This window comes from Planomonospora sp. ID91781 (assembly GCF_015711595.1).
Lineage (GTDB): Bacteria > Actinomycetota > Actinomycetes > Streptosporangiales > Streptosporangiaceae > Planomonospora > Planomonospora parontospora.
In genome coordinates, this window is record NZ_JABTEY010000001.1 from 1,809,575 (window position 1) to 1,836,147 (window position 26,573).

Consider the following 26,573-nt stretch of genomic DNA (forward strand, 5'->3'; position numbering starts at 1 on the left):
TTCACGGGGGTTCGTTGTGATGCAGTCCGACCGTCCGATATTCGTGATCGGCTGCCCGCGTTCCGGGACGACGATGCTGCAGCTCATGCTGCACGCGCACCCGCGCATCGCGGTGCCGCCGGAGACCCGCTTCATGCTCGCCGCCTACCAGCGCCGGCTCAACTTCGGCGACCTCGACGATCCGACGCGCCGCCACGAGCTGGCCGAGTGGCTGGTGGAGCGGCGGCAGAACCGCTTCCAGGACCTGGGGCTGGACGCGGCCGAGGTGACCCGGGAGATCGTCGACGGTCCGGGCACGCTCGGCTCGGCGCTGGGCATCGTGCTGCGCGCCTACGCGGCCCGGTTCGGCAAGCCGCGCTGGGGCGACAAGCGGCCGTCGTACTTCAAGAGCGTCGACGTGCTGCTCCGGCTCTTCCCGGACGCGCAGTTCGTGCACCTGATCCGGGACGGCCGTGACTGCGTGGCGTCGCTGAAGGAGATGCCCTGGTACAACAAGGACATCTCCCACGCGATCGCGATCTGGGCCGAGGCGATGGACTTCGCCCGCGAGCGCGCGCCGAAGCTGCCGGCGGGCAGCTACCACGAGCTGCGCTACGAGCGGCTGACCCGCGACCCCGAGACCGAGCTGCGCGGGCTCTGCGACTTCCTGGGCGAGGACTTCGACCCGGCGATGTGCGAGCCGAGCCGGGTGGCGGGCGTCGCCGTGCCGGAGCACAAGACCTGGCACGTGAACACCCACGAGCAGGTCACCACCGCGCGGTCGGGCTCGTGGCGGGACCGGTTGAAGCCGTGGGAGGTCTCCCTGTGCGAGAGCGTGCTCGGCGACCGGCTGGAGGACTTCGGCTACGAGCTCAGCGGGGCGCCGAAGCCGTCGAAGACGCAGCTGCTCGCCTACCGGCAGGCCGCGGCCGTGCGGAGGCTGACCCGGGCCAAGCGCGCGGCCCACGACCGGCTGGTACGGCTCCGCGAGCCGAACCCGGTCGCGGCCCGGCTCACCTCCGCCCAGCTGCGGCTGGCCGGGCTGCCCCTCCTCGCCCCGGAGAAGGCCCAGGACAAGCCCGTCCTCGTCGACCGGTGACCCGCCCCGGGACCCGGCGGTCCGCCCCGGATCGGCGGCCCGCCCCGGGGCCCGGCGGTTCGCTCCGGATCGGCGGCCCGCCCCGGATCCAGGAGTACGAGGGCCGGGGGCCGGTCCGCTCACCGTCCTGAAGGGCGCGCGGCCTGCTGCGGTCCGCGGGTAAAGAAGGTCAAGGACAGGTATGGAGATGTTCCGTTAGTCGCAGAGAGCCGGTTCCGGCGGGCGCGGGGTCGCCATGCTGGCAGGACGAGGGCCTGCTCGGCCGGATCGGGGGATCCGCCGCGGGACCGGGCCGTCCGCCGACTTTCACGGGGGTTCGTTGTGATGCAGTCCGACCGTCCGATATTCGTGATCGGCTGCCCGCGTTCCGGGACGACGATGCTGCGGCTCATGCTGCACGCGCACCCGCGCATCGCGGTGCCGCCGGAGACCCGCTTCACGGTGCCCGCCTACTACTACCGGTTCGCCTTCGGCGACCTGCGGGAGGAGCCCAACCGGCGGCGGCTGGGCCGGTGGATCGTGCGGGACGGCGACACCGGGTTCGAGGAGCTCGGCCTCGACGGGGACCGGTTCGTCGAGGACGTCGTCGTCGGGCCGCCCACGCTGGGGTCGGCGATCGGCATCGCCTTCCGCTCCTACGCCGCGCGGCACGGCAGGCCGCGCTGGGCCGACCGGCGGTCGGGCCACCACCACCAGGTGGACGTGATCCGGCGGCTGTTCCCGGACGCGCAGTTCGTGCACCTGGTCAGGGACGGCCGCGACTGCGTGGCGTCCCTGAAGGAGATGCCCTGGTACACCAGGGACGTCTTCCACGCGGTGAACAGCTGGGCCGAGGCGGCCGACTGCGGACGCCGGGCCCGCAGGCTCCCCGCGGACGGCTACTACGAGCTGCGCTACGAGGACCTGATGGCCGACCCGGAGATCGAGCTCGGCAAGCTCTGCGCCTTCCTCGGTGAGGACTACGACCCGGCAATGGCCGAGCCGTGCCTGGTGGCGAGGGGGGTGATCCCGCAGGCCAGGTCCCCGTACCCGAACGCCCGCGGCGAGGGGGTCGCGCTGCGCCCCGGCTCGTGGACCTCGCGGCTGGAGCCGTGGGAGGTCTCCCTCTGCGAGACCGTGCTCGGCGAGCGGCTGGCCGCCTTCGGGTACGAGCCGACCGGTGCGCCCGCGGCGGACCGGGCCCACGTCGCCGCGGTGGAGGAGATCGCCGCCCGCCGCCGCCGGGCCCGCCGGAGGCAGGAGGTCCGGGACCGGATCAACCGCTTCCGCGAGCGGGGCCCGGTGGCCGCGCAGCTCACCGTCCGGCAGCTGGGCGAGTTGGCGAGGGTGTGACCATGCAGTCCGACCGGCCGGTGTTCGTGATCGGCTGCCCGCGTTCCGGGACGACGATGCTGCAGCTCATGCTGCACGCGCACCCGCGCATCGCGGTGCCGCCGGAGACCCGCTTCATGATCTCCGCCTACCAGCGGCGGCTCCACTTCGGTGACTTCACCGCACCCGTCTGCCGCCGCGAGTTCGCCGAGTGGCTGGTGGGCCGCCGCCAGTCCCGCTTCCACGTGCTGGGGCTGGACGCGGCCGAGGTGACCCGGGAGATCGTCGACGGTCCGGGCACGCTCGGCTCGGCGCTGGGCATCGTGCTGCGCGCCTACGCGGCCCGGTTCGGCAAGCCGCGCTGGGGCGACAAGCGGCCCTCCTACTTCCAGAACGTCGACGTGCTGCTCCGGCTCTTCCCGGACGCGCAGTTCGTGCACCTGATCCGGGACGGCCGCGACTGCGTGGCGTCGCTGAAGGAGATGCCCTGGCACACCGGGACCGTGCACAGCTCGGTCTCCGTCTGGGCCGAGGCGGTCGACTTCTCCCGCGGCCGCGCGCCGAGGCTGCCCGCCGGCAGCTACCACGAGCTGCGCTACGAGGACCTGACGCGCGACCCCGAGACCCAGCTGCGCGGGCTCTGCGCCTTCCTGGGCGAGGACTTCGACCCGGTCATGTGCGAGCCGAAGCGGGTGGCGGGCATCGCCGTACCCGGGCACAAGACCTGGCACGCGCGGACCCACGGCGAGGTGACGACCGCGCGGTCGGGCTCGTGGCGGGACCGGCTGGAGCCGTGGGAGGTCTCCCTGTGCGAGAGCGTGCTCGGCGACCGGCTGGAGGGCCTCGGCTACGAGCTCAGCGGGGCGGCCAAGGCGTCGAGGACGCAGCTGCTCGCCTACGAGCGGACCGCGACCATGCGGAGGCTGGCCCGGACCAAGCGGGCCGCCCTCGACCGGCTGGTACGGCTCCGCGAGCCGAACCCGGTCGCGGCCCGGCTCACCTCCGCCCAGCTGCGGCTGGCCGGACTCCCGGGACCGGAGGACGAGCGCGTCCTCGCCGGACGGGGCGCGTTCCCGTCGTCACCGCCGTCACCGGAGGACGGGCTCACCGGGTGACGTGATCGAAGAGCTCCTCCCAGCGGTCCAGGACCCGCTCCAGCCGGAACGTCTCGGCGTGCGCGCGGGCGGCGGCGCCCAGCCGCCGCCTCTCGCCCACCGGGTCCGCCGCGCCGCTCCCGTGCGCCGTGCCGGCCCCGTCCGTCGCGCCGGCCGTGCCCGCCGCAACCGGTCCGCCCGCCTGAGCCGCCGCGCCCGCCGGGAACATCAGCCCGGCCAGCGCCGCGGCGAAGGCGTCCACGTCGGCCGGGGGCACCAGGATCCCGGTCTCCCCGTCGCGGACCAGCGACCGCACGCCGCCCGAGACGTCGAACGCCACCGACGGCACGCCGTAGGACGCGGCCTCCGCGACGACCAGCGGCAGCCCTTCGTGCTCGCTGGAGAGGCCGAGGACGGAACCGCCGAGATACTCGCGCCCCATCTCCGCCGCGGGCACCGCGCCCCGGAAGACCACCCGGTCCGCCACCCCGCACGCCCGGGCGTGCGCCCGCAGCCGCTCCTCCTCGGCGCCCTCGCCGATCAGGTGGAGCTCCCATCCGTCCGCTCCTCCTCCGGGGGCCCGGATGTCCACCGCGTTCCCGGGGGTCCGGCCGTCCACCGCGTTCCCGGGGGCCGGGCTGTCCGCCCCGTCCCCGGGGGTCCGGCCGTGCACCCCGTCGGCCGGACCCCGGCAGGCCGGCCCGCTCCCGCACGCCATGGCGAAGGCCGAGATCAGCCGGTCGAACCGCTTCACGCCCTCCAGCCGGCCGACGCCGAGCACCCGGCGGGCGGTGAGGTCGGCGGTCCCGGCGGGCCAGGCGGGCAGCGGGTTCGGGATGGACCAGGTGTTGGGCAGCAGCGCGTGCTCGGAGAACAGCCAGGCGTCGTCCTCGCTGACGAACACCGCCCTCTCCAGGCGGCCGTAGTGGCCGCGGACCGAGCGCAGGTGCCAGGAGCCGCAGGCGTGCTGGTAGGAGCCGTGGTACTGGCCGATCGGGAGCAGGTGCCGCGGCAGCTGGGATCTGAGCCGGGCCACCACGCTCGGTGAGGACAGCACCGCGAAGCCGGGTGCCAGCCGGCCGGTCAGCTCGGCCAGGCGGCGGCGCTCGTGCCGGGCCGCGGTACGGGAGAGCCGCCCCGGCGGCGTGCGGTGGACCACGTGCCGCCGGTAGCGGGGCCGCTCCACGTAGCGGAACGGGTGCTCGGCCCGGTGCAGCCCGACCACGTGAACGTCGTGCCCGCGCTCGGCCAGGCCCTGCGCCACGGTGTGGGTGACCCGCTGGATCCCGCCCAGCGTGTCGGCGTCCAGGCAGGCGAACAGGACAGTGCTCATGGTCGTTCACCACTCCTCACTCGCTGCGCGGACGGCCTCGTTCCTCGGCCGGCCGCTGCGCTCCCTGCGTCGGGCTCACTCCGTGCTCATGGTCGTTCACCACTCCTCACTCGCTGCGCTCCCTGCGTCGGGTTCACTCCGGGCTCAACGCAGTCGCCCCGGTACGGTCACCCGGATCAGCGGCCGAGTGGAGGCGGGCGGGCGGGCCCGCGCCGGGGCCGGGGGCAGGCCGAAGAACGCCTCGACCACCCGGGCGCTCGCCTCGCCCTTCTCGTCGGCGCACCACAGCTCGCGGAACGCGGCGTACTTGGCGGCGAACGAGGCCGAGACGGCGTCCAGGTCGCGCAGCGCGCAGATCAGCTCCCCGGTGGTGTTCAGGCACGGCCCGGGGGCGATGGCCGGCAGGTCGTGGTAGACGCCCCGCTCCACGCGGCGGTACTCGTCCCAGTCGTCGATCAGGAACAGCATCGGCCGCCCGGTCACCGCGTAGTCGCACATCACCGAGGAGTAGTCCGTCAGCAGCGCGTCGGAGGCCAGCATCAGGTCGTTGATCTCCGGATACGCCCCGGCGGGGCGGACGAAGTGGCGCAGCCGCTGCGGGACCCGGTAGCGCTCGACCGGGTGGGGGCGGAGCACCACCACCCACTCGTCGGCCAGCGCCTCGGCCATCGCCTCCAGGTCGGCCCGGATCGACCTGCCGGAGAACTTGGCCTGGTCCCGGTAGGTGGGCGCGTACAGCAGCACCCGGCGGTCCGGCGGGAGCTCCAGGCGGTCCCGGACCCGCTCCACCGCAGCCGGGTCGCCGTGGACGAGCACATCGCAGCGGGGCGAGCCGAACCGGAGCACCGGCCCGCCGTACTCGTTGGACGGCACGAAGATGCGCTCGAACTCCGCGCTCGGCGCGACCAGCGCGTCCCAGCGGGCCACGGCCGCCCGCCACCGCGCGCGCGGCCCCGGGAAGTCGGCGCGCAGGTCGGGCGAGTTGAAGCCGATCGACTTGATGCCCTGGCCGTGCCAGGTCTGCAGGTAGCGGGTCCGGGGCGGCTTGGGGTAGTCCAGCGGCAGGCCGTGGCTGTCCACCCAGTAACCGGCCCTGGCCATCGTCCAGATGTGCCGCCAGCTCATCCGGCGGACCAGCCGGGCGTCCTTCGGGAAGTTCCGCCGGTTGCGCGCGACCGACCAGACCACCCGGATCGGCGCCCCGCGCCGGCGCAGCTCCTCGTAGACGTAGCGGGGGCTGCCGGTGCAGCCCGCGCCGACGTCGGACTCGAACAGCGCCAGGTCCCGGCGCTGCGGCAGGACGCGGATCAGCCCCTTGTAGACGCGGAGCTTGAGCTCCGGGGTGCTCAGCCTCCTGATGATCCGCGCCCGCGCCCGCGCCAGCCGGGGCACCGCGCGCAGCACGCCCCGCCGCCGCCAGGTCAGCCGCAGTACGCCCGCGTGCCCGTCCGGCCGGATCGTCACCGTGTGCCCGGGGACGGCGACCGTGACGGGCCCGGCCGCCGGGTCGAGCAGCAGCACGTCGGAGGTGGTCCGGCCGTCGGGGCGGGCGACGACGACCCTGGGCTCGTAGCGGCCGTCGAAGCCCGTCCGGCCGCCGTGCCGCAGCGCGGCCAGGTCGACCGTGGCCGCGCTGGCGTGGCTGCCGTCGGCCTGGCGGCGGGGCGCCAGCCGTACCTTGGCGGACCAGAGCTTCAGCGTCGCGGTCCAGCCCGGGTGGGCGGCCAGCACCCCGAACGGGTCGTAGGTGCGGACCGTCAGGGTGAGCCGGGTCCCGTCCACGGCGAGGGCCGCCTCGTGCCGGAGCCGGCTGGCGGTGAACGGCAGCTCGGCCAGGCGCAGCGCGGTGATGTCCGTCCCGGGGGACGGGACGGTGCCCCAGTAGGTCCGCCCGCCCTCGCGTACGGCGGTGCGCGGCGGGGCCTGCGGGCCGTTGAGCGAGCGGGCGGCGACGGCCAGTTCGTCCGCGCGGCCGTCGAGGATCAGCGAGCAGCAGACCCGCGCCACGGGGTCGATCCGGTCGAACACCGCCGGGTCGATCTCCGCGAGGTACGGCCCGGCGACGGAGACGAACTCCTCGATCCAGGCCGGGTCCCGCGCGGGCAGCGTGTTGAGGTAGACGCGCAGATCCTGACGGAGGAAGCGGCGGTGCCGCTCGGGGACCAGCGCGCCATGGCCGTGGGCGCGCAGCACCTCGTCGCTGAGGCGGGCCGCCCGGACGCGCTGGCGGGCGTTGTCCAGCTCCGCGTAGCGCAGCGAGATCGAGGCGGGCGCGGCGGAGGCGCGGGCCCGGTGCCAGCTGTAGACGGTCCACGGCACCACCGCGAACCTGCGGGCGGCGCAGTACAGCTCGGCGGTGAAGACGTGGTCCTCGAAGTGCAGGTCCTCCCGGAACGGGATCCGCCGGAGCAGCTCGGCCCGGTAGAGCTTGTTGGTGGCGAAGGAGTCGAGGAACATCTCGGGCTCGGCGGCGATGCCCTCGACGGTCCTGCGCCGGGCGAACAGCTCCGGGTAGTAGCGGCGGCTCCTGCGGCTCCCCTCGTAGAAGCGGGTGATCTGGCCGGTGACGAAGTCGGCGCCGGTCCGCTCGACCTCCTCCAGCAGGCTCTTGCAGGCGTGCCAGGGGAGCCGGTCGTCGCTGTCGAGGAACATGACGTACGGCGCGCGGGCGGCGGTCACCCCGTCGTTGCGCGGCGCCCCGCACCCTCCGCTGTTGCGCTCCCTGCGCACGTAGCGGACCCGGGGGTCCTCCTCCATCAGGGCCCGCACCACCTGCTCGGTGCCGTCGTCGCTCGCGTCGTCCACCACGACCGCCTCGACGGCGCGCAACGACTGGCGGAGCACGGACCGCACGGCCCGGGGCAGCCGGGCGGCGTCGTTGTACGCGATGACGACCACACTGCAGTCCGGCTCATTGATCACGATTTGAGGTATTCCCATGAATAAATTCGGAATTGCCCGGCTTGTGAAGTCATGTCTTCGTCTTTACCGGTGCCTGCCCGCAGCCGGAGGACTCCCGCGGCCGGAACCGGCGGCCACGAGGGCTCGGGGAAGGGTCGGCCCGGGGATGCGGGGCCATGTGAGCAGGACCTGGGATGCGGAGCCACATGGGCAGGTCCCGGCGTGCGGGTCGTGCGAGGTATGTCCTGATGCACGGGATTACGCGGGGCGCGTCCCGCGGCGGGCAGGCCAGGGCAGGTGGGCAACGGCGGGGGCCCGGCGACGGGCCGGGGCTAACGGCGGGGGGCCTGGCGGCGGGTGGTCAGCACGCGGCGGACGAGCCAGACGAGCAGGACGAGGCCCGCCAGGGCGGCGACGAAGGGGGCGGCACGGCGCAGGAGCGGGACGCCGGCGACCTCCAGCAGGTCGAGGGCCTCCTCGTCGGGGGTGCGGGAGGTGCGGGCGGTCCCGGCCGGGTGGACGTCCTGCTGCCGGGCCTCCTCCATCGCGGGCGTCTCGCCGGGGGAGGGCACCGCCGTCAGGCGGCGGATGGGGCGGACCGTCCCGGGCGGGCCGTCCGGCCCGGCGGCGCCCGTTCCAGGGGTCGTCTCCGCAGCCGCCGCCCCCGCTCCACGGGTCGTCTCCGGAACCGCCGGGCCCGCTTCGCCGGTGGCGCCGGGCAGCTGCGCGACCGTCGCGCCCGCTCCGCCGGTGGCGCCGGGCTCCGCCGCCTCCGGCGCGGGGGCGGCCGGGGTCCCGTCCGGAGCGGACGGCTCCCCGGCGGCGGGCTCGCTCAGCAGGCCGGAGAGGTTGGCGGCGAACCGGTCGATCAGCCGGGCGCCGACCTCGGCCATCACGCCCCGGCCGAACTGCGCGGGGCGGCCGGTCACGTTGAAGGACGTCCCGACCGCGACCCGGGTGCCCGTCCCCTCCGGGAGGAGCCGGGCGGTGACCGTGGCGGCGGCCGTGCCCGAGCCCCGGGCCTCCTTGCCGGAGGCCTTGAGGACGGCGGTGTGCGCGTCCTTGTCGACGTCCTCGAAGGCGGCCGAGCCCCGGTAGGTGACGGTGATCGGGCCGACCTTCACCTTCAGCCGGCCGGTGAAGGAGTCGCCCTCCACGGTGTCGAGCACGGCCCCCGGCAGGCAGGGGGCGACCCTCTCGACGTCGAGCAGCACCGCCCACGCCTGCTCGACCGGCACCGGAACCGTGAACTCGTGCTCGAACCGCATCGCCATCGATCCGCTCCTGTTCGAGGTCGGCCGGGCGGGACCGCGCCCGCGGCACCTGCAATACCTGTGACAGTACGACTACGGACGGGGACTCCGCCAGAGCGGGTGCCCCGCCGGCCCGCCGTTCGGGAGGGCGCGGCCGGCGGGACGAGGCTCAGGAGAGCGCGGCCCGCACGGCCCGGTGGGTCAGCACCCGGGCCAGGTGGCGGCGGTAGTCGGGCTTGGCGTGCAGGTCCGCCGGGGGCGCCGTGCCCTCGTCCGCCCAGGCGCAGGCGTCCCTGACCGGGTCGCGGCCGCCGTCCGCGCCGGCGCCCGCGGCCGGCGGGGTCACGCCGCGCAGCGCCGTCTCCACGGTCCGCGCCCGCACCGGGGCGGGGCCCATGTTGGTCAGCCCGATCCGGGCCTGCGCGATGGTCCCCGCCTCGAGCCGTACGGCGGCGGCCACGCCGACCACCGCCCAGGCCTGCGCGGTCCGGTGGAACTTCTCGTAGTGGAAGCCCCAGCCGTCACCGAGCTTGGGCACCCTGACGCCGGCCAGCACCTCGCCCGGTTCGAGCGCCGTCTCCAGGTAGCCGGTGAAGAACCCGGCCGCCGGGATCTCCCGTCCGCCCGCGCCGGAGGCGGTGACGAGCACGCAGTCCAGGGCGAGCGCGACGGCGGGCAGGTCACCGGCCGGGTCGGCGTGGGCCAGGGAGCCGCCGAAGGTGCCGCGGTGCCGTACGGCGGGGTCGGCGACCGTGGCGGTGGCCAGCGCCACCAGGGGTGCGTGCTCGCGGACCACCGGGGAGCGCAGCACCTCGTCGTGGGTGGTGAGCGCGCCGATGAACACGTGGTCGCCCCGGTCCTGCACGCCGCGCAGCTCCTCCAGGCGTCCGAGGTCCACCAGCACGGACGGGTAGGAGAGCCGCAGGCGCAGCAGCGGCAGCAGGGACTGGCCCCCGGCCAGCGCCTTGACGTCGCCTTCGGCCGGGTCGGCCGCGCCGAGGATCCGGCAGGCCTCGTCCAGGGACGAGGGCCGGACGTAGTCGAACGGGGCGGGGATCACTGCGCACCTCCGTCGTTCTCGTCGCGCCGGACGGCTCCGGCCCGGTCCGCCGCTCCGGCGCCGGTGCGGGGATCGGCGGGTCCGGTGCCCGTGGGCCCGGTGTCGGTGGGTCCTGCGCGGTCCGCGGACGCGCCGGAGCGGGCCAGGACGCGCCAGACCCGTTCGGGCGTGCAGGGCATCGGGACGTCGTGCACGCCGTACGGGCGGAGCGCGTCGACGACGGCGTTGACCACGGCGGGGGTGGAGGCGATCGTCCCCGCCTCGCCGACCCCCTTCACACCGAGGGGGTTGCTGGTCGCCGGGGTCTCGGTCCGGTCGGTGACGAAGTCCGGCAGGTCCGCCGCGGACGGGATCAGGTAGTCGGCCATCGTGGTGGTGAGCAGGTTGCCCTCGGGGTCGTAGACCGCCTCCTCGAAGAGGGCCTGGCCGATGCCCTGCGCGATGCCGCCGTGCACCTGCCCCTCGACGATCAGCGGGTTCACCACGCGGCCCACGTCGTCCACGGCCACGTAGGAGCGGATCGCGACGGTCCCCGTCTCGGTGTCGACCTCCACCGCGCACAGGTGGGTGCCGTGCGGGAAGGAGAAGTTCTCCGGGTCGAAGGTGGCGTCGGCGTCCAGCCGCGGCTCGAAGCCGTCCGGCAGGTCGTGCGCGGCGAAGGCGGCCAGCGCGAGCTCCTGGACGGTCCGGCCCGCCCCGCCGAGGCCGGTGCCGCGCACCCGGAACACGCCGTCGGCGAACTCGATGTCGTCGTCGGCCGCCTCCAGCAGGTGCGCGGCGAGTCTCTTCGCCTTCTCCTTGACCTTCTCGCAGGCCGCCAGCACGGCGACGCCGCCGACGACCAGCGAGCGCGAGCCGTAGGTGTCCATGCCCCGGGGCGAGACCGCGGTGTCGCCGTGCAGGACGGAGACGTCCTCGAACGGCACGCCCAGCGCGTCGGCCGCGATCTGGCTCCACGACGTCTCGTGCCCCTGCCCGTGCGGGGAGGTGCCGGTGACGACCTCGACCTTGCCGGTGGGCAGCAGCCGGACCGTGGCGTGCTCCCAGCCGCCCGCCCCGTAGCTCAGCGAGCCGAGCACCCGGGACGGCGCCAGGCCGCACATCTCGGTGTACGTCGAGACGCCGATGCCGAGCTGGACCGGGTCGCGCCGCTCGCGCCGGTCGGCCTGCTCGGCGCGGAGCTTGTCGTAGCCGAGCAGGGCCAGCGCCCGCTCGGTGGCGGCCTCGTAGTCGCCGGAGTCGTAGGTGAGCCCGGCGACCGTGGTGTACGGGAACTCCTCGCGGGAGATCCAGTTGCGGCGCCGTACCTCGACCGGGTCCAGGCCCAGCTCGGCGGCGAGCTCGTCGACGGCGCGCTCGATCGCGAACGTCGCCTCGGGGCGGCCCGCGCCCCGGTAGGCGTCGGTCGGCATCTTGGTGGTGAAGACGCCCGTGCAGGTGAAGTCGTAGGCGTCCATCTTGTAGATGCCGTTGTACATGAACGCGCCGAGCAGCGGCACGCCCGGCGTGACCAGCATCAGGTAGGCGCCCATGTCGGCCAGCAGGTCCACCCGCACGCCCCGGATGCGCCCGTCCCGCTCCGCCGCCAGGGAGATCCGCTGGATCTGGTCGCGGCCGTGGTGCACGGTCAGGTTGCCCTCGGAGCGGGACTCGGTCCACTTGACGGGCCTGCCGAGCCGGCGGGCCAGCAGCAGGCCCAGCACCTCCTCGGCGGTGACCTGGAGTTTGGAGCCGAAGCCGCCGCCCACGTCCGGGGCGACCACGCGCAGCAGGTGCTCGGGGATCCCGGTGGTCAGCGCGAGCATGACGCGCAGGATGTGCGGGATCTGGGTCGCCGAGTAGAGCGTGAAGCCCTCGCCCTCGGGGGCGGCCACCACCGCGCGGGGCTCCATCGCGGTGGGGATGAGCCGCTGCTGGACGTAGGTCCGGTCGATCACCACGGGGGCGTCGCGGAACGCCGCGCCGGCGTCGCCGCCGGAGAACTTCCAGGTGAAGGCCTGGTTGCCGGCCTCGTGCACGGCCGGGGCGCCGTCGGCGAGCGCCTCGGTCATGTCGAGCACCGCCTCCAGCGGCTCGTAGTCGGCCTCGACCGCCTCCAGCGCGTCGGCGGCCTTGTAGCGGTCGGTGGCGACCACGCAGGCCACGGCCTCGCCCACGTAGCGGACCCGGTCGACCGCCATGGGCGGGTGGTCGGGGATGACGACGTCCTCGCTGACCGGCCAGGCGCACGGCAGGCTGCCCTGCTCGCCGTCGAAGTCGCGGCCGGAGAAGGCGGCGACCACGCCGGGCATCGCCAGGGCGGCGGAGACGTCCACCCGGGTGAGGCGCGCGTGCGCCATCGGGCTGCGCAGGAACGCCACGTGCAGCATGCCGGGGAGCTGGATGTTGTCGGTCCAGCGGGTGCGCCCGGTGATCAGCCGGGCGTCCTCCCGGCGCCTGCGGGCGCGGCCGACCTCGCGGCCCCCGGCGGGGTCCCTGGGCTCGCCGACCTGGTCGCTCTCGGCGATCCGGCGGGCGACGAGGCCCGCGTCGAGCTGCTCGGTCACGGCGCCGCCACCCCCTCGCCGACCGGTTCGCCGGCTGCCTCACCGGCCGTCTCACCGGGCGGTTCGCCGGACATCGCGCGGGCGCCGCGCCGTACCGCGCGGACGATGGTGCAGTAGCCCGTGCACCGGCACAGGTTGCCCTTCAACCCCTGCCGGACGGCCTCCTCCGACGGGTCCGGGTCGTCCCGGAGCAGGTCGATCGCGGCCATGATCATCCCTGGGGTGCAGTATCCGCACTGCAGGGCGTGCTCCTCGTGGAAGGCCCGCTGCATGGGGTGCAGCTCGCCGCCGGAGGCGAGGCCCTCGACGGTGACCACGTCGCTCCCGTCGGCCTGTACGGCGAGCACGGAGCAGCTCTTGGCGCTCCTGCCGTCGAGCATCACGGTGCAGGAACCGCAGTTGCCCGTGTCGCAGCCGACGGGGGTGCCGGTCCGGCCGAGCCGGTCCCGCAGGAAATGGACGAGGAGGAGGCGCGGCTCGACCTCCTCCTCGTAGGCGACTCCGTCGACGGTGACGGTGACTCTGGGCATACGTCCTCCAGGTTCACCCGCGGGGGCAGGGGAAGTGAGAGCCGGATCCACCACGAACGTACGCCTCTGCCGCCCCGGGTCAACCGTCTGTTCCCGGAGTCCCGGGCCGGCCGCCCGTTCCCGGAGTCCCGGGCCGGCCGCCCGTTCCCGGAGTCCCGGGCCGGCCGCCCGTTCCCGGAGTCCCGGGCCGGCCGCCCGTTCTCAGAAGACGGGCAGCCGCCCCGGCGCGCGCCCGCCGAGGATCCGGCGTTCGGAGGCGTCGATCCGGACGTCGTTGATGCTCGCCTCCCTGCGCCGCATCAGCCCGTTCTCCGCGAACTCCCACAGCTCGTTGCCGTAGCTGCGCCACCACCGGCCGCCGGCGTCGTGCCACTCGTACTGGAACCGTACGGCGATGCGGTTCCCGGTGAAGGCCCACAGCTCCTTGCGGAGCCTGTAGTCGAGCTCCCTGGCCCACTTGCGGGCCAGGAACTCCCTGATCTGCTCCCGGCCGGTGAGGTGCTCGTCCCGGTTGCGCCAGACCGAGTCCGGCGTGTAGGCCAGCGAGACCCGCTCCGGGTCGCGGGTGTTCCACGCGTCCTCGGCCGCCTGGACCTTGGCCCGGGCGGTCTCCTCGGTGAACATCCCGGTCGGTTTCTCGGACATGCTGCTTCCTTTCGCGGTGCCGCCCGTGCGGGCCCGTTCCGTCCGTCAGGTGTGCGCGGCCGATCGTCCGGCACGCTCCGGCCGCGCCTCCGGGAGGCCGTGGCGGGTCCCGCGGCCGGACGGGGCCACGGCCGGGTTGTGGCGGGTTCCCTGGTGGGACGCGGCCACGGGCGGGTTGTGGCGGGAGTACTCCCCGAACGTCCAGCGGAACGGGACCGCCCCGCCGACCTGGACGGCCTCGTCCACGTCGAACGTGACGAGCCGCTCCGCGCCGGGGACACCGCCCGGGTCCTCCCCGACGCGCGCCCGGCCGGTCAGGTGCAGCGCGTCTCCGCTCTCCCAGTCGAGGAAGAGCAGCCCGCAGCGTTCGTCCAGCTCCAGGTTGCCGAGCGTCATGTACATCAGGTTCCCCGCGTACTCCGGCCAGACCAGCCTCCGGTCGCCGAGGACCCGGACGAACCCCGGGCCGCCGCCGCGGTGGGACACGTCGGCGCCCAGCCCTTCCACCCGGGTGGCCGCGAAGAACGTGTCGGCCCGGCCGATCCACGCCTGCTGGCGGGGAGTGAGCGCCTCCGCGGCGGACGCGCCGCCGGCCTCGCCGGGCGGGCCCGCGGTCTCTCCGATGATCTCCCGCGTCTGGATGTACTTGGGGCAGTTGGCGTACACCTGGTCGGTGCGGATCGTCAGCCGGTCGCCGTCCCGGCGGGCCCGGCCGTTGACCCGCATCCGCCGCCGGGTCGCCGGCTCGATGGCGAGCATCCCGATCTCGTGCCCGCCGCCGTGGCCCGGGTCCTGCCCGGTGCCGCCCACGGTGCCGGCGGGCGTCGCCGTACGGTGTCCGTCGCCGCCGCCGAACAGGGCGGCCAGCGGGTCGTGCGGGCCGGGCAGCGCGCCGACCACCACGGTCCGCTCACCGGCGGGCCGGGCGAACCCGGCGGGCCCGGTCAGCGCGCTCGCCCAGACCCGGCCGGAGGCGTCGGCGGCGCCGATGACGATCATGCGCTGCGCACGCAGGAAGTCACCCGCCACCGCCGGGATCTCCGGCCGGGCGCGGGCCGACCCCCAGTCCGCGCGGCGAACCCCTGACCGCCGCTGCACCGCGGCCTCCCCCTCGTGCCTCATCGTCTCCTCCTCCGTCCGGGACCGGCGTGCCGGGCTAGAAGAAGCCGCAGGTGGGGGCCCCGGAGGTGGGGGCGGGCCGGTCGCCGGCGCCGTCGGGGGCGTAGATCTCCAGCCGGATCCCGTCGGGGTCCTCGAAGAACACGCCGCCGGAGGACGCGCCCTCGCCGTGCGGGACGACGCCGTCGTGGTGGAGGACGGCTCCGAGCTCGCGGACGACGGCCTCCGCCCGCCGTACCGCCTCGATGTCGGGCACCTCGAAGGACAGGTGGTGCAGGCCCGGCAGGCCGGTGGCGAAGCGGCCCTCGCTCTGCTGCCAGAGGGTCAGCACCAGCGTGCCGTCGCGGCCGAGGAAGGCGTAGCGGCGGCCGTCCTCGCGCGACTCGCCGACGACCTCGAAGCCGAAGACCTTCCGGTAGAAGTCCCGGGAGGCGTCGAGGTCGGAGACGTTGAGGCCGATGTGGCCGGTACGGAGGGTCATCGTGTTTCTCCCATCACTTTTCTAACGGTTGTATCCGTTAGATGTCCGAGGACAACTTAACGGATGCAACCGTTAGAAGACAACGGGGCGCGTCACTTCCCGGTGAGGGCCGCGACGACCTCCTCCGCGACGCGGACGGCGCTCGCCGGGTTCTGGCCGGTCACCAGCCGGCCGTCGCGGACCGCGTGCCCGGTGAAGTCCGGGGCCGCCGAGTGCAGGGCGCCGCGCTCGGTGAGCGCGTCGGCCAGCAGGAACGGCACCACCCCGGTGAGGCCGACGGCGGCCTCCTCGGCGTTGGTGAAGGCGGCGACCCGCCTGCCCGAGACCAGGTGGGAGCCGTCCGAGAGCGTGACGTCCACCAGTGCGGACGGGCCATGGCAGACCGCGGCCACCACTCCGCCGCGCTCGTAGACCGCCCGCGCCACCCGGGCGACGTCCTCGTCGCCGGGGAAGTCCCACATGGTCCCGTGGCCGCCCGCGAAGAACACCGCGTCGTATCCGGCCGGGTCGACGTCCGCGAGCCGCGGGGTCTTCCGCAGTTCCTCGCCGAAGACCTCGGTGAACTCCCGCTGCACGGGGTCGGCGGGGTCGTGGCCGTCCTGCGGGGGCTCGCCGCCCGCGATGCTGGCCAGCTCGACCTCGAAGCCGGCCTTCCGGAAGACCTCCCACGGATGGGCGGCCTCCGAGACGTAGAACCCGGTGGTCCGGCCGGTGTCACCGAGGCGGTCGTGGCTGGTCAGAACGGTGAGGATGCGCTTTGCCGTAGAAGTCATGGCAAGAGCATCACCGTTCGTCTGCCATCACGACAAATAGCCGAACGCATGTCATGTCATCATGAATGTGATGGCAGGATCGATGGGTGACCGTATCGCTCGACCTGCTCCGCACCTTCCTCGCCGTACACCGCACCGGGTCCGTCACCGCCGCCGCCCACACGCTCAGGCTGTCCCAGCCCGCGGTGAGCGCGCAGGTCAAGGCGCTGGAGGCCGCGCTGGACCGCAGGCTGTTCGACCGCCTCCCGCGCGGCGTCGCCCCCACCCCGGCGGCCGACGAGCTGGCCCGGCGGCTCGCGGCGCCCCTCGACGCACTGGCAGAGGCGGTCGCCGCAGATCTGGACCCGGAGGCGTCGGCCCGCGCGGTGCATCTGGGCGGCCCGGCCGAGCTGGTCTCCACCCGGGTCGTGCACGTGCTCGCACCCCTGGTCGCCCGCGGGCTGCGGCTCCGCGTCGAGCTGGGACTGGCCGACGACCTGCTGGACCGGCTCGCCGCCGGCACACTCGACCTGGTGGTCTCCGCGGTCCGCCCGCGCCGCCGCGGCGTGCACGCGACACCCCTGGTGGACGAGGAGTTCGTCCTGGTGGCGGCTCCCCACTGGGCCGCCCGAGCCGGCCTTCCCGGCTCGCCCCCTCCGGTACCGGGGGGCACGGCACCGGAGGGTCCGGGAACGGCCGCGATGCCGGGAGCGGGCGGGGGCACGGGCGGAGGCGAGGGCACGGCCGCGGAGCCGGGAGCGGGCGGGGGCACGGGCGGAGGCGAGGGCACGGGCGTCGCGCGGGTCCCGGAGGCGCTCCGGCTGGCCGGGGTCCCGGTGGTCGCCTACGCGGAGGACCTCCCGGTCATCCGGCGATACTGGCGGACGGTGTTCGGGACCCGGCCGGCGATGTCCGCCGCCCTGGTCATGCCGGACCTGCGCGGGGTGCGCGGCGCGGTCGTGGCGGGCGCCGGGATGTCGGTTCTGCCGCTCTACCTGTGCGAGGACGAGCTGGCCGAGGGGACGCTCGTCCGGCTGGCCGAACCCGAGCTGCCGCCGATCAACACGCTGTTCCTGGCGGTCAGGGAGGGGGCGGCGGCGCAGCGGGCGGTGGCGGCCGTCCGCGACCACCTGCTCCGCTGGGGCCGGTCGGCGAGGTAGTCCGTGCGGACCGGAGGCCGGTCCGGCGCAGCCCGCACGGTGGTCAGCCGACCCGGTGCTGCCGGTAGTGGCGGGCGGCGCGGGCGCGGTTGCCGCAGCCGACCGAGCACCACTCCTGGCGTCCGTGCTCCTTGATGAAATACAGCACGCAGCGCGGAGCCGGGCAGGTGCGGAGCCGCTCGCGCTCCGGCCCGGCCAGCAGGGAGATCACCGCCGAGGCGAGTGCGGCGCGGACGCGGGAGGACTCGTCCGCCCCGCCCGCCGGGACGTTCACCGCGAACGGGGAGCCGTCCTCGGGCCACTCCAGCCGGGGCGCCGACGGCACGGCCAGCGCCGCGGCGTTGACCAGGTCGAGCGAGGCGGCGAAGTCCGGCAGGCGATCGGCGTCGGCGGCGCTCGGCGGGCCGGGCGCCACGGCCCTGGCGAACAGGGCGCGTGCCGCCTGCCGGAGCTCGACCACCTCGCGCCGGAGATCCTCGGTGGCGGTGAAGTCCGGGCCGAGCCCCAGTTCCGCGGCGTGCGTCCGGCCCCACCCGGTCATCCCCGGGAGGTCCGAGAGCACGTCCACCAGGCCGCTCCTCGTCGCGCGGACGGTGCTGACGAACTCCAGAGCCAACATGCCCCGACTCTAACGCCCGGAGCCGTTAGGGCCGCCGTGCCGGCACGGCCACCGCCGGACCGCGCCGTCACCGCCGGGCGGCCCGGACTCCCGCGCGGTCACCGCCGGACCGCACGGGCGATGACTGCGACGAACCCCGCGCAGGCCAGGCCGCCCAGGACGACCGGGAGCATGACGCCCGGGTGCAGGCTCGGCACGCTGAGGTAGAGGATGCCGACGGTCAGGAAGAGCAGGCCGCTGAGCAGGGCCATCCAGTCGGTCCGGTGCCACCGGCCGGGGCGGTCCGCCCCGGACCCCGGCTCGGGCCGGAGCCCGGGTCGCGTCTCAGGCCGCACGGCGCACCTCCACGTCTCCGACGCCCGCCCTGACGTTCAGCACGATGGTCGCCACCTCGCCCTCCGGCGGCACCTCGGGTTCCAGCACCCTCTCGTGGTGGATGTCGGCGCCGCCCTGCACCACATGGTCGATCTTGACGTCGCCGAGCTTGGAGTATCCGTCCACCTCGGCCCGGACCGTGGGAGGGAGGATGACGGTGATCTCGCCGACCGACACCGTGGCCTCGACGACGGTCCGCGAGCCCGGCGGGAACGTCAGGTCGCCGAGATCCAGCCGGCCCTCCCCGACGCCCACCTCGTAGGTGCGGGAGAGCTGCGAGACCGATGCCGGGACCCAGTCGTAGGTGCCGAACTTCTTCGGGACGTCGCTCACCGCCGATCCCACCACCAGGGAGAGCGCGACGACGGTGCCCGCCGCGACCAGGGCGGCGCCCCGCCCGAACCAGGCGGCGACGATGAGCCCGGCGCCGATGGTGACGAGTGCGGCGGCGCCGACGGAGGTCATGTTGACCGAGCCGGTAGCGGACTGGACCGCCATGATTATGCCTCCAACGATCACGGCCAGGAACATCGTGACGACCCCGACGAAAGCCCTCGGCGGCTTCGGCCGGGGCGCCGGTCGCGGCGGCGGGCCGTACCCGGCGAGGTCGAAGGGGGCGGCGCCGTACGGCGACGGCCGCCTGCGGGGGTCCAGCGGTCGGTAGGGCCCGTGCGGGGCGAAGGGCGCGCCGGAGGAGTCGAACGAGGGCACGGCCGTGCGGCGCGGGCCCGTCGGCAGGCCCGACACCGGGACGCCGTGCGGCGGGGCGTCCGTGCGCGGGACGTCCCGCGGCGCGTCGTACGTGGCGGGGAAGGCCGGTGCCGGGGCCTCGTGCGGCCGGAGGCCCGATGCCTCGTGCGCCGGGGTGTCGTGCGGTGATGTCTCGTGCGCTGGGGCGTCGTGCGGCGGGAGGGGGAGGCGGGCGGTGACGCCGGCTCCCGCCGGGTGCGCTCCGGCCGGAGCGGTCCCGGGCGCACGGGTCTCCTCCGCGGAGGCCTGACCGGCCTCCGCACGGGTCTCCTGCGCGGGGGCCCGGCCGGTCTCCGCGCGGGTCTCCTCCGCGGAGGTCCGGCCGGTTTCGGCGCGGGCCTGCGCCGCGGCCATCCGGGCCTTCGCCGCCGCGATCGCCTCCTCGACGGCGCTGCTCCGCTCCGCCGGTTGCGACGGGACGTCCGGCGCCTGCGCGTACGGCGTCCCGTGGGGCGGCCGGGTCCCCGGATACGGCTCGGCCCGGTACGGCTGCGCGCCCTCGGGCGGCCGGGTCCCCGCGTGCGGATCACCGGCTCCCGGCGGGGAGTACGGGAGTCCGGTGGACGGGAAGGCGGGCGGCTCCTCGGTGCGGGGCGCGACCCGGCGGCTGCCGCGGAGCCGCTCGGGCACGGACCGGGTCAGGGCCAGCAGGTCGACCCCGCGCGAGTGGGCCGCGAGGAGCGCGACCGCGAACAGGGTGCCCGCCACCACGCTGGGAGTGCCGATGCCGCCGGAGCTCACGTTGACGATCAGCCCGAAGGCGAAGACCGCGGCCAGCAGGGCCAGGACGGTCTCGCCGTCGAAGTCGCGCCGGGTCCACTGCTCCAGGTGACCCGGACCGCCGTTCGGCTCCCGCATCAGCAGGAAGGCCGCGATGTAGAGCATGATCCCGGCGCCCGAGGCGAACACCAGCATGGCGAAGCCGACCCGGAACAGCACCGGGTCCACTCCGGAGTGGTGTCCCAGGCCCGAGCAGACGCCGGTCAGCATGCGGCCCTCGTCGTCGCGCCGGAGCCGCCGCCGTCCGTCCGCGCTCTCACCCACGCCGGCGGCGGTGGCGGTGGCGGACGGCGAGTCGGGCGGGGTGCTCGCCGGGCCCTGGGGGCTACCGGTGTCGTTCATGTTCTCATCGTGGCCCCTGCGCGGGCCCGGCCGCATCCGGGACACCCCTGAGTCGTCCCCGAGGGGCGCGCCCTTTCTCAGGGGCGGGTCAGGGGGACGCCCGATGCGCCGGGCACCGCGGGCATGTGACGATGCTGGCGATGTGGTTCTTCCGCTCCCTCCGGGGGGCGGCCTCTCGCCCTCCCCGGCCGAGGCCGGTGACGGCCGGACCCCGGCCGGTGGAACGGCGGGAGCTCTACTCGAGAGGAGCGACGGCGCCCTCCGCCGGCCGGACGACCGGCGGCGGGCGCCGGGAATCCGATGGCTGACCGACAGACGACGCGCGGACCCGCCGCGGACACGACATCCCCGCAGGCCCAGGATCCTCAGGGCACGGTGCCCGCGGCCGCCGAGGGGCCGGAGGGACCCGGCTTCCCCCGGCTCGTGCGGCCGGTGGAGGGGCGCCTGGTGGCCGGGGTGGCCCAGGGGGCCGCCGCCCAGCTGGGGCTCGACCCGGTCGTGCTGCGGCTGGCCTTCGTGCTGTTGACCGTGCTGGACGGGATCGGCGCCGTGGCGTACGCGGCGCTGTGGATGTTCACCTCGCGCGTGCCGTACGAGGGCAGGGAGCCCGCGCGGGACTGGAGCCAGGTCACCGCCTACGGCGCGATCGGCCTGGCGCTGCTGGCGCTGGGCTGGATCACCGGCGCCTCGACGGGCGGGATCGGCGCGTGGCCGATCGCGGCCGGCGGCATCGGCTCACTGATCCTGTGGCAGCAGGCCGACCCGGACCGGCGGCAGCGCTGGATGGACTCCACCGTCGGGCAGGCGCGCAAGAACCGGGTGCGCACGTTCGCGGGCCTGGTGCTCGTCGTCATCGGCGCGATCGGGTTCCTCGCCGCCAACAACGAGCTGGGCAAGGCCCGCCCCGGCATCGTGTTCACGCTCGTGGTCGTGGGCGGGGTCGCGCTCATCGCGGCCCCCTGGCTGGCGGGCCTGTGGAAGGAACTGCAGCGGGAGCGCCGCGAGCGCATCCGGCAGGAGGAGCGGGCGGAGTTCGCCGCGCACGTCCACGACTCCGTGCTGCACACGCTGACGCTGATCCAGCGCAACGCGCACGACTCCCGCGAGGTGGCGCGGCTGGCCCGCTCCCAGGAGCGCGAGCTGCGCAACTGGCTCTACCAGCCCCAGCAGGACGCCGACGCGTCGGTGGCCGCGGCGGTGCGGCGGGTCGCGGCCGAGGAGGAGGACTCCCACGGGGTGCCGATCGAGGTCGTCTGCGTGGGAGACTGCCCGCTGACGCCGGAATTGTCGTCGATGGTGCAGGCGGCCCGGCAGGCGATGGTCAACGCCGCGAAATACTCCGGGTCTCCGGTCGTCTCCGTCTACGCGGAGGTGGAGCCGGGGGAGGTCACGGTCTTCGTCCGGGACCGGGGCGTCGGGTTCGACATGAGCGAGGTGCCCGAGGACCGGCTGGGCATCCGCCAGTCGATCATCGGCAGGATGGAGCGCAACGGGGGCAGCGCCCGCGTGCGGACCGAACCGGGCGAGGGTACGGAAGTCATGCTGACGATGAAGATCGAGGGCTCGTGAGCCGCACGCGGCCGGGAACCCCGGAGGTCCCGGAGCCAGGGCCGGGCGGAGCGAGCGAGGAGCGGTGAGGGAGCACATGGGCGCCATCAAGGTTCTGATCGTCGACGACCACCGGTTGTTCCGGTCCGGCGTCCGCGCCGAGCTGGGCGACGCGGTGGAGGTGATCGGGGAGGCCGAGGACGTGGAGTCGGCGGTGCGGACGATCGCCGAGCTCCAGCCCGACGTGGTCCTGCTCGACGTGCACATGCCCGGCGGCGGCGGGCAGGAGGTGCTCCGCCGCGTCCTGGGCTCCGGCTCGCAGGTCCGCTTCCTCGCGCTGTCGGTGTCCGACGCCGCCGAGGACGTCATCGGCGTGATCCGCGGCGGCGCCCGGGGCTACGTCACCAAGACCATCAGCGGCCGGGAGCTCACCGACGCGATCCGCCGGGTGGCGGACGGGGACGCGGTCTTCTCCCCGCGGCTGGCCGGGTTCGTGCTGGACGCCTTCGCCTCCTCCGAGGCCCCGGCGATCGACCCCGAGCTGGACTCGCTGACCCAGCGGGAGCGGGAGGTCCTGCGGCTGATCGCCCGGGGCTACGCCTACAAGGAGATCGCCAAGGAGCTGTTCATCTCGGTCAAGACCGTGGAGACCCACGTCTCCTCCGTCCTGCGCAAGCTCCAGCTCTCCAACCGCCACGAGCTCTCCCGCTGGGCCACCGCCCGCAGACTGGTCTGACGGTTCCGCCGGGGCCCTCCCGGACGGCTCGGACCCTTCCCGACGGTCTGGAACCCTCCAGGCGGTCTGGATCCTTCCGACGGTCTGGGCCCTTCCGGACGGTCTGGGCCCGTTAGGAGCCCGGGCCGTCCGGGCCGGTCAGCCCTCCCGCATGACGGCGAGGAAGTGCGAGACCTCGGAGCGGAGCAGCTCGGCCGTGCGCGCCAGGCCCCGGGCGTCGGCCCCCCGGCCGTCCCCGGCTGCGTGGCCCTCCCCTGCTCCGCGGCGTCGCCGGACCCCGTCGCCTTGCCCGATCCCGTCGCCCTGCCCCGTCCCGCCGCTGCCGCCGTCGACGGCGGCGGCGATGGCGTGGGCGAGGGTGTCCATGTCGCGGACGGTCCGGCCGATGGTCTCGATGACGTCGATGCCCTCCCTGGCCGCGGACTGGGCCGAGGCGACCTGGTGGGCGATCTGCCCGGTCGCGTCGGCGGTCTGGGTGGCGAGCTGCTTGACCTCCGAGGCGACGACCGCGAAGCCCCGGCCGGCCTCCCCGGCGCGGGCGGCCTCGATGGTGGCGTTGAGCGAGAGCAGCCGCGTCTGCCCGGCGACCTGGGAGATCAGGGTGACGACCTGCTGGATCTCCTTGGAGGAGTCCTCCATCAGGCCGACCGCCTCCTTGGCGGACTCCGCCTCGCGCACCGAGGCCGATGCCGAGGCCGCCAGGCTGGCCGCGGAGGTGCTCAGCTCGGTGGAGGCGGCGGCGACCTGCTCGGCCACCGACATGACCGTCGACTCGAACTCGTCGGCGAGCCTCAGCCGGGTCTGCCCGGCCGAGGCGGCGCGGGCCGCGGACTCGGCCATGGTCGCGCGGGCGCGGTTGATGGCCTCGGCGCTGGTGCGGAACGATCCGGGCATGCCCTCCAGCAGGAACTGCCGGTGGAAGCGGCCCTCGCTGGCGGCCCGCAGGGATGCCGCGGCCTCCCTGACGAAGGCGTCCATGCGGTCGATCATGCGGTTGAGCTCGTGCCTGAGCTCGACCAGCTCCGGGTGCTCCTCGCTGCCGGGGACGTGGCGGACCCGGGCCTCGAAGTCGCCGGCCGCGCCCAGCCTGCACACCCGCAACATCTCGGCCACGGCCTCGCCGACGACCGCGGAGTCCGGCGGTTCGGCGGCGGTGTTCCGCTTCTCCCGGCCCGGCAGGGCGATCATCGCGCCGCCCCCTGTCCGGCCAGCGACCACACGAACTCCTCGTACGACATGTTCTGCTCCTCGAGAGTCCGCTCCAGCAGCGCCGTGCCCGCGGCGACGGCTTCGGCGGGACGTGCGTGGCGCCGCTCCTCGGCGGCCAGCGACGCGTACAGCGGCTCGACCCGCCGCAGGGCGCTCCTGGCGGGGACCCTCCGGTTGGAGTGGTAGCCCACGACCTGTCCGCGGGCATCCGTGCTCGGGGTGACGTGCGCGAACACCCAGTAGTGGGCCCCGTCGCCGGCGAGGTTCACGATGTAGGCGAAGATCTCCCGCCCCTGCTTGAGGGTCTCCCAGAGCAGGGCGAAGACGCAGCGGGGCATGTCAGGGTGGCGGATCATGTTGTGCGGACGGCCCAGCGTCTCTTCCTCGGGATAGGCGGAGACCCGGAGGAAGACGTCGTTGGCGTAGGTGATGCGCCCCTGCAGGTCGGTCTTGGTGACGATGATCTCGCCGGGGTCGAACGTGCGCTCCACCCCGGTCGGCCGGAGCCCGCTGGCTCGCATTCCGCTGTCTCCGTGTGTCTGGGAACCCGCTCCCGGCCGTCGTCGGGAGCCCGCCCCCGACAGGTGCTCCGGAGGCCTGCTCCCTGAGGATCGGCCGGTCGCCCGGGGAGCTGAGCACCGTCGGGGTGAGGCACGTCACACTCCCGGCCGTCGTCGGGAGCCGCGGGATACGCCGTGGCGGTGACCTGCGAATCCACCGGAAGGCTGATGCCGTACTCCCGGCGGCGACCTAGTCTGAGGGCCGGTGACCACCAGGGGGTGAGCGATGCGCAGGACGGTCCGCGAGATCGGCTGGGCCGTACGGGGTGCCTGCCGGGGGAGCGATCCCGAGCTGTTCTTCCCGGTGGCGTCCTCGCCCGAGCAGGAGGAACGGGCCAAGGCGGTCTGCGCCGGATGCCCGGTGCTGGCCGACTGCCGGGCCTACGCCGTACGGGCGGGGGAACCGGAGGGGATCTGGGGCGGGCTCACCGTGCGCGAGCGGCGCGGGCTGCGGTTTCCGCCGGGATGGCGGCGCGCCGCGGGCTGACCGGTCGGCGCGTAGGGTCGGACCCGGAACGAGGGGGACGGATCCGGAACGAGGGGGGGCGGGATGCGCGCGGTGGACAGGAGACCTGTGGCGGTGCCGGCAGCCGGGGGGATCGGGGGACCCACGGCGGCGGTCGCCACCGGAGGAAGCCGGGAGGGGACGGCGGCGCTGGCCGGGGCGGTGGCCGTGCTGGCGGCGGCCAACGTGCTCAACAACCGCGTGGCGCCGCGCCTGGCGCCGCTGACCTCCGCCGCGGCCACCGGTGCGCTGCTGGCCCTGGCCCGCCGGTCCGGCCTCTCCTGGACCGAGCTCGGCTTCGCCGAGGGCCGCCGCGGCCTGCGGATCGGCGGCGCGCTCGCCGCCGCCGTCGCCGTCGCCTACGGCGCGGGCATCGCGATCCCCGCCACCCGCCGGTTCTTCCGCGACGAGCGGGCCCTCTCCCTGTCCCGCGCCCGCGCGCTGGAGGAGGCCCTGCTCCAGGTCCCGGTCGGCACGGTACTGCTGGAGGAGGTCGGCTTCCGCGGCGTGCTGTACGGCCTGCTCGCCCGCTCCCACGGGACGCCCGCGGCCGTCGCCGTCTCCTCGGCCCTGTTCGGGCTCTGGCACGTGCTCCCGGCGATCGACATGGCCGCGGCCAACCCCGCGCTGAGCGCCCTGGCCGCGGGCGAGGCGCCCGGCGGGGCCGCACCGGGGGCCCCCGCCTCCGCGTCTGCCTCCGCGTCTGCCTCCGCGTCCGCCTCCGCCTCCGTCGAAGTCGCTCGCCCGCCGGAGACCCCCGGCTCCCCGGTGGTTCCGGCGGTTCCGTCCGCTCCGGCGCCTCCGGGGCCGTCGGCAGCGCCGTCCGCGGCGGACACGGCCCGGGTGGTGGCCGGTTCGGTGGTCTCCACCGGGATCGCGGGAGCGCTCTTCTGCGGGCTGCGCCGGCGGGGCGGTCTGGCGGCCCCCGCACTGCTCCACGTCGCCACCAACTCGCTGGGCTATCTGTTCGCCCGGATCGCCCCCGGGGAGCCGCCTCCGCGGTGAGTCGTCATCCGGCCGGTGAGCCGCACGTCATCGTCCGCGGGCGAGCCCAGAGCCGCCTCCCCGGTGAGACGTCACCGCGCGGCGGGGGAGAAGCGCCCCCGGGCCACCAGTTCGACGGTGACCAGCACGGCCACCGCCTCGGCGGCCACCAGCGCGACCAGGACGACGAGCTGGACCACGCCGGCGTGCAGCGGATCGGCCCCGCCGAGCAGCATGCCGACGAACGCCCCCGGCAGGGTGACCAGGCCCACGGTCCTGGTCTGGTCCAGCGCGGGCACCAGCGCCTGGGCCGCCGCCGGACGGCAGATCTCCAGGGCCGCGTCCCGGCCGGAGAAGCCGAGCGAGAGCGCCGCCTCGACCTCGCCGCGCCGCTGGGTCAGCTCGTCGACCGCGCGCCTGCCCGCCAGCGCCGTGGCCGTCAGGCAGCCGCCCAGCAGGATGCCCGCGACCGGGATCAGCGCGATGCCCTCGGGCGGGACGGTCCCGGTGCCGGCCAGCAACAGGAAGACCGGCAGGGTTCCCGTCCCGACGGGCACGGCCGCCCACCAGGCGGTCGCCCCGGAGGTGATCCGGCGTCCCGCCGTCAGACTCGCCACGCCGTACATGACCAGGACGAAGGCGGCCGCCGTCGCCGGTCGCTCGACGGCCCACACGATGACCAGTGAGACCGCGCCGAGCTGCGCGGCGGCGCGCAGGCACGCGGTGAGCACGGCCCGGCCGTGCCCGAGGCGGCCGAGCAGGGCGACGGCGGCGCCCGCGAGGGCGAGGGCGACGACGACGGCGGCGGTGGCCGGGGACAGGGCGATGGCGCTCACGGGAAGAGCATGTCCTACCGGCGGGCCGGGGCGGTGGGTCGGTCGGGTCGGTCGGGCCGGGGCGGT

Annotated in this window: 24 protein-coding genes; 8 read left to right on the forward strand and 16 right to left on the reverse strand. The window is 75.1% G+C overall.

The annotated features are described in order from the left end of the window. The first annotated feature begins 19 nt into the window (after nt 1-19). From HS048_RS08445 to HS048_RS08455, 3 genes are all read left to right on the forward strand, one after another. On the forward strand, nt 20-1,078 hold the full coding sequence (locus tag HS048_RS08445; RefSeq protein ID WP_196466624.1) for a sulfotransferase: 1,059 nt from the start codon (nt 20-22) through the stop codon (nt 1,076-1,078). Nucleotides 1,079-1,402: 324 nt separating this feature from the next. Next, nucleotides 1,403-2,410, forward strand: coding sequence for a sulfotransferase (locus HS048_RS08450; protein WP_191894009.1), 1,008 nt, complete (start codon nt 1,403-1,405; stop codon nt 2,408-2,410). Nucleotides 2,411-2,412: 2 nt separating this feature from the next. Beyond that, nucleotides 2,413-3,504, forward strand: a complete 1,092-nt coding sequence (locus tag HS048_RS08455; RefSeq protein WP_196466625.1) for a sulfotransferase — start codon at nt 2,413-2,415, stop codon at nt 3,502-3,504. On the opposite strand, the gene HS048_RS36945 is transcribed toward HS048_RS08455, so the two are convergent. The 10 genes from HS048_RS36945 to HS048_RS08510 all read right to left on the reverse strand — a co-directional run bounded on the left by HS048_RS36945 (nt 3,494) and on the right by HS048_RS08510 (nt 16,124). Beyond that, nucleotides 3,494-4,816 (reverse strand): glycosyltransferase, encoded by a 1,323-nt coding sequence (locus tag HS048_RS36945; protein WP_230880772.1) that lies wholly within the window; start codon nt 4,814-4,816, stop codon nt 3,494-3,496. The genes HS048_RS08455 and HS048_RS36945 overlap by 11 nt on opposite strands. Before the next feature lie 144 nt (nt 4,817-4,960). Next, a complete protein-coding gene (locus HS048_RS08470; RefSeq protein WP_196466626.1) occupies nt 4,961-7,738 on the reverse strand; it encodes a CDP-glycerol glycerophosphotransferase family protein in 2,778 nt (925 codons plus the stop codon). Between the two features lie 311 nt (nt 7,739-8,049). Then, the gene (locus HS048_RS08475) at nt 8,050-8,991 is read right to left on the reverse strand and encodes an SRPBCC family protein (RefSeq protein ID WP_196466627.1); all 942 of its coding nucleotides are present in this window, start codon (nt 8,989-8,991) and stop codon (nt 8,050-8,052) included. A gap of 148 nt (nt 8,992-9,139) precedes the next feature. Next, nucleotides 9,140-10,030: a xanthine dehydrogenase family protein subunit M gene (locus HS048_RS08480; RefSeq protein WP_068896624.1), complete on the reverse strand. Its 891-nt coding sequence runs from the start codon at nt 10,028-10,030 to the stop codon at nt 9,140-9,142. Further along, complete coding sequence (locus HS048_RS08485) at nt 10,027-12,537, reverse strand: xanthine dehydrogenase family protein molybdopterin-binding subunit (RefSeq protein ID WP_374058774.1); 2,511 nt, start codon at nt 12,535-12,537, stop codon at nt 10,027-10,029. Before HS048_RS08485 ends, HS048_RS08480 begins: the two co-directional genes overlap by 4 nt. A gap of 35 nt (nt 12,538-12,572) precedes the next feature. After that, nucleotides 12,573-13,106: a (2Fe-2S)-binding protein gene (locus HS048_RS08490; protein ID WP_196466629.1), complete on the reverse strand. Its 534-nt coding sequence runs from the start codon at nt 13,104-13,106 to the stop codon at nt 12,573-12,575. Between the two features lie 201 nt (nt 13,107-13,307). Continuing rightward, nucleotides 13,308-13,751, reverse strand: coding sequence for a nuclear transport factor 2 family protein (locus HS048_RS08495; protein ID WP_068896626.1), 444 nt, complete (start codon nt 13,749-13,751; stop codon nt 13,308-13,310). 45 nt (nt 13,752-13,796) lie between these two features. Then, nucleotides 13,797-14,873 carry a pyridoxamine 5'-phosphate oxidase family protein gene (locus tag HS048_RS38485; RefSeq protein WP_196466630.1) on the reverse strand — a complete coding sequence of 359 codons (1,077 nt, stop codon included), beginning with the start codon at nt 14,871-14,873 and terminating at the stop codon, nt 13,797-13,799. Nucleotides 14,874-14,907: 34 nt separating this feature from the next. Continuing rightward, the gene (locus HS048_RS08505) at nt 14,908-15,351 is read right to left on the reverse strand and encodes a VOC family protein (RefSeq protein WP_068896628.1); all 444 of its coding nucleotides are present in this window, start codon (nt 15,349-15,351) and stop codon (nt 14,908-14,910) included. A gap of 92 nt (nt 15,352-15,443) precedes the next feature. Next, complete coding sequence (locus tag HS048_RS08510; protein WP_068896629.1) at nt 15,444-16,124, reverse strand: type 1 glutamine amidotransferase domain-containing protein; 681 nt, start codon at nt 16,122-16,124, stop codon at nt 15,444-15,446. Nucleotides 16,125-16,210: 86 nt separating this feature from the next. On the opposite strand from HS048_RS08510, the gene HS048_RS36955 reads away from it, so the two are divergent. Then, nucleotides 16,211-17,263, forward strand: a complete 1,053-nt coding sequence (locus HS048_RS36955; protein ID WP_307832390.1) for a LysR family transcriptional regulator — start codon at nt 16,211-16,213, stop codon at nt 17,261-17,263. 43 nt (nt 17,264-17,306) lie between these two features. Here HS048_RS36955 and HS048_RS08525 read toward each other — a convergent pair whose 3' ends face one another. The 3 genes from HS048_RS08525 to HS048_RS36960 all read right to left on the reverse strand — a co-directional run bounded on the left by HS048_RS08525 (nt 17,307) and on the right by HS048_RS36960 (nt 20,129). Then, on the reverse strand, nt 17,307-17,882 hold the full coding sequence (locus HS048_RS08525; RefSeq protein ID WP_068896631.1) for an ABATE domain-containing protein: 576 nt from the start codon (nt 17,880-17,882) through the stop codon (nt 17,307-17,309). A 98-nt stretch (nt 17,883-17,980) separates the two neighbouring features. Beyond that, entirely contained in the window at nt 17,981-18,217 is a 237-nt protein-coding gene (locus HS048_RS08530; RefSeq protein WP_068896632.1) for a hypothetical protein, read from the reverse strand. Beyond that, the gene (locus HS048_RS36960) at nt 18,207-20,129 is read right to left on the reverse strand and encodes a PspC domain-containing protein (RefSeq protein ID WP_230880773.1); all 1,923 of its coding nucleotides are present in this window, start codon (nt 20,127-20,129) and stop codon (nt 18,207-18,209) included. Before HS048_RS36960 ends, HS048_RS08530 begins: the two co-directional genes overlap by 11 nt. Before the next feature lie 300 nt (nt 20,130-20,429). Between HS048_RS36960 and HS048_RS08540 the strand changes: the two genes are divergently transcribed. Together HS048_RS08540 and HS048_RS08545 are read left to right on the forward strand one after the other, a co-directional pair. Next, the gene (locus HS048_RS08540; RefSeq protein ID WP_084008211.1) at nt 20,430-21,698 is read left to right on the forward strand and encodes an ATP-binding protein; all 1,269 of its coding nucleotides are present in this window, start codon (nt 20,430-20,432) and stop codon (nt 21,696-21,698) included. 76 nt (nt 21,699-21,774) lie between these two features. Continuing rightward, complete coding sequence (locus HS048_RS08545) at nt 21,775-22,413, forward strand: response regulator transcription factor (RefSeq protein WP_068896635.1); 639 nt, start codon at nt 21,775-21,777, stop codon at nt 22,411-22,413. A 138-nt stretch (nt 22,414-22,551) separates the two neighbouring features. On the opposite strand, the gene HS048_RS38740 is transcribed toward HS048_RS08545, so the two are convergent. Both HS048_RS38740 and HS048_RS08555 read right to left on the reverse strand, forming a co-directional pair. Beyond that, complete coding sequence (locus tag HS048_RS38740) at nt 22,552-23,631, reverse strand: methyl-accepting chemotaxis protein (RefSeq protein ID WP_196466631.1); 1,080 nt, start codon at nt 23,629-23,631, stop codon at nt 22,552-22,554. Then, a complete protein-coding gene (locus tag HS048_RS08555) occupies nt 23,598-24,143 on the reverse strand; it encodes a PAS domain-containing protein (protein WP_068896637.1) in 546 nt (181 codons plus the stop codon). Before HS048_RS08555 ends, HS048_RS38740 begins: the two co-directional genes overlap by 34 nt. Before the next feature lie 265 nt (nt 24,144-24,408). Here HS048_RS08555 and HS048_RS08560 point away from each other — a divergent pair, with 265 nt between their 5' ends. After that, a complete protein-coding gene (locus HS048_RS08560) occupies nt 24,409-24,669 on the forward strand; it encodes a WhiB family transcriptional regulator (RefSeq protein ID WP_068896638.1) in 261 nt (86 codons plus the stop codon). Between the two features lie 87 nt (nt 24,670-24,756). Then, complete coding sequence (locus HS048_RS08565) at nt 24,757-25,692, forward strand: CPBP family intramembrane glutamic endopeptidase (RefSeq protein WP_307832391.1); 936 nt, start codon at nt 24,757-24,759, stop codon at nt 25,690-25,692. Between the two features lie 71 nt (nt 25,693-25,763). Here HS048_RS08565 and HS048_RS08570 read toward each other — a convergent pair whose 3' ends face one another. Then, nucleotides 25,764-26,507, reverse strand: coding sequence for an ABC transporter permease (locus tag HS048_RS08570; protein WP_196466633.1), 744 nt, complete (start codon nt 26,505-26,507; stop codon nt 25,764-25,766). Nucleotides 26,508-26,573: the final 66 nt, after the last annotated feature.

Coding starts and splice junctions, on each gene's coding strand:
- HS048_RS08455 (WP_196466625.1), top strand. CDS start 2,413: ATGCAGTCCGACCGGCCGGTGTTCGTGATCGGCTGCCCGCGTTCCGGG.
- HS048_RS08495 (WP_068896626.1), bottom strand. CDS start 13,751: ATGTCCGAGAAACCGACCGGGATGTTCACCGAGGAGACCGCCCGGGCC.
- HS048_RS08545 (WP_068896635.1), top strand. CDS start 21,775: ATGGGCGCCATCAAGGTTCTGATCGTCGACGACCACCGGTTGTTCCGG.
- HS048_RS08525 (WP_068896631.1), bottom strand. CDS start 17,882: ATGTTGGCTCTGGAGTTCGTCAGCACCGTCCGCGCGACGAGGAGCGGC.
- HS048_RS08540 (WP_084008211.1), top strand. CDS start 20,430: ATGGCTGACCGACAGACGACGCGCGGACCCGCCGCGGACACGACATCC.
- HS048_RS08490 (WP_196466629.1), bottom strand. CDS start 13,106: ATGCCCAGAGTCACCGTCACCGTCGACGGAGTCGCCTACGAGGAGGAG.
- HS048_RS36945 (WP_230880772.1), bottom strand. CDS start 4,816: ATGAGCACTGTCCTGTTCGCCTGCCTGGACGCCGACACGCTGGGCGGG.
- HS048_RS38485 (WP_196466630.1), bottom strand. CDS start 14,873: ATGAGGCACGAGGGGGAGGCCGCGGTGCAGCGGCGGTCAGGGGTTCGC.
- HS048_RS08475 (WP_196466627.1), bottom strand. CDS start 8,991: ATGGCGATGCGGTTCGAGCACGAGTTCACGGTTCCGGTGCCGGTCGAG.
- HS048_RS08450 (WP_191894009.1), top strand. CDS start 1,403: ATGCAGTCCGACCGTCCGATATTCGTGATCGGCTGCCCGCGTTCCGGG.
- HS048_RS08560 (WP_068896638.1), top strand. CDS start 24,409: ATGCGCAGGACGGTCCGCGAGATCGGCTGGGCCGTACGGGGTGCCTGC.
- HS048_RS08510 (WP_068896629.1), bottom strand. CDS start 16,124: ATGACTTCTACGGCAAAGCGCATCCTCACCGTTCTGACCAGCCACGAC.
- HS048_RS08445 (WP_196466624.1), top strand. CDS start 20: ATGCAGTCCGACCGTCCGATATTCGTGATCGGCTGCCCGCGTTCCGGG.
- HS048_RS36960 (WP_230880773.1), bottom strand. CDS start 20,129: ATGAACGACACCGGTAGCCCCCAGGGCCCGGCGAGCACCCCGCCCGAC.
- HS048_RS08555 (WP_068896637.1), bottom strand. CDS start 24,143: ATGCGAGCCAGCGGGCTCCGGCCGACCGGGGTGGAGCGCACGTTCGAC.
- HS048_RS08505 (WP_068896628.1), bottom strand. CDS start 15,351: ATGACCCTCCGTACCGGCCACATCGGCCTCAACGTCTCCGACCTCGAC.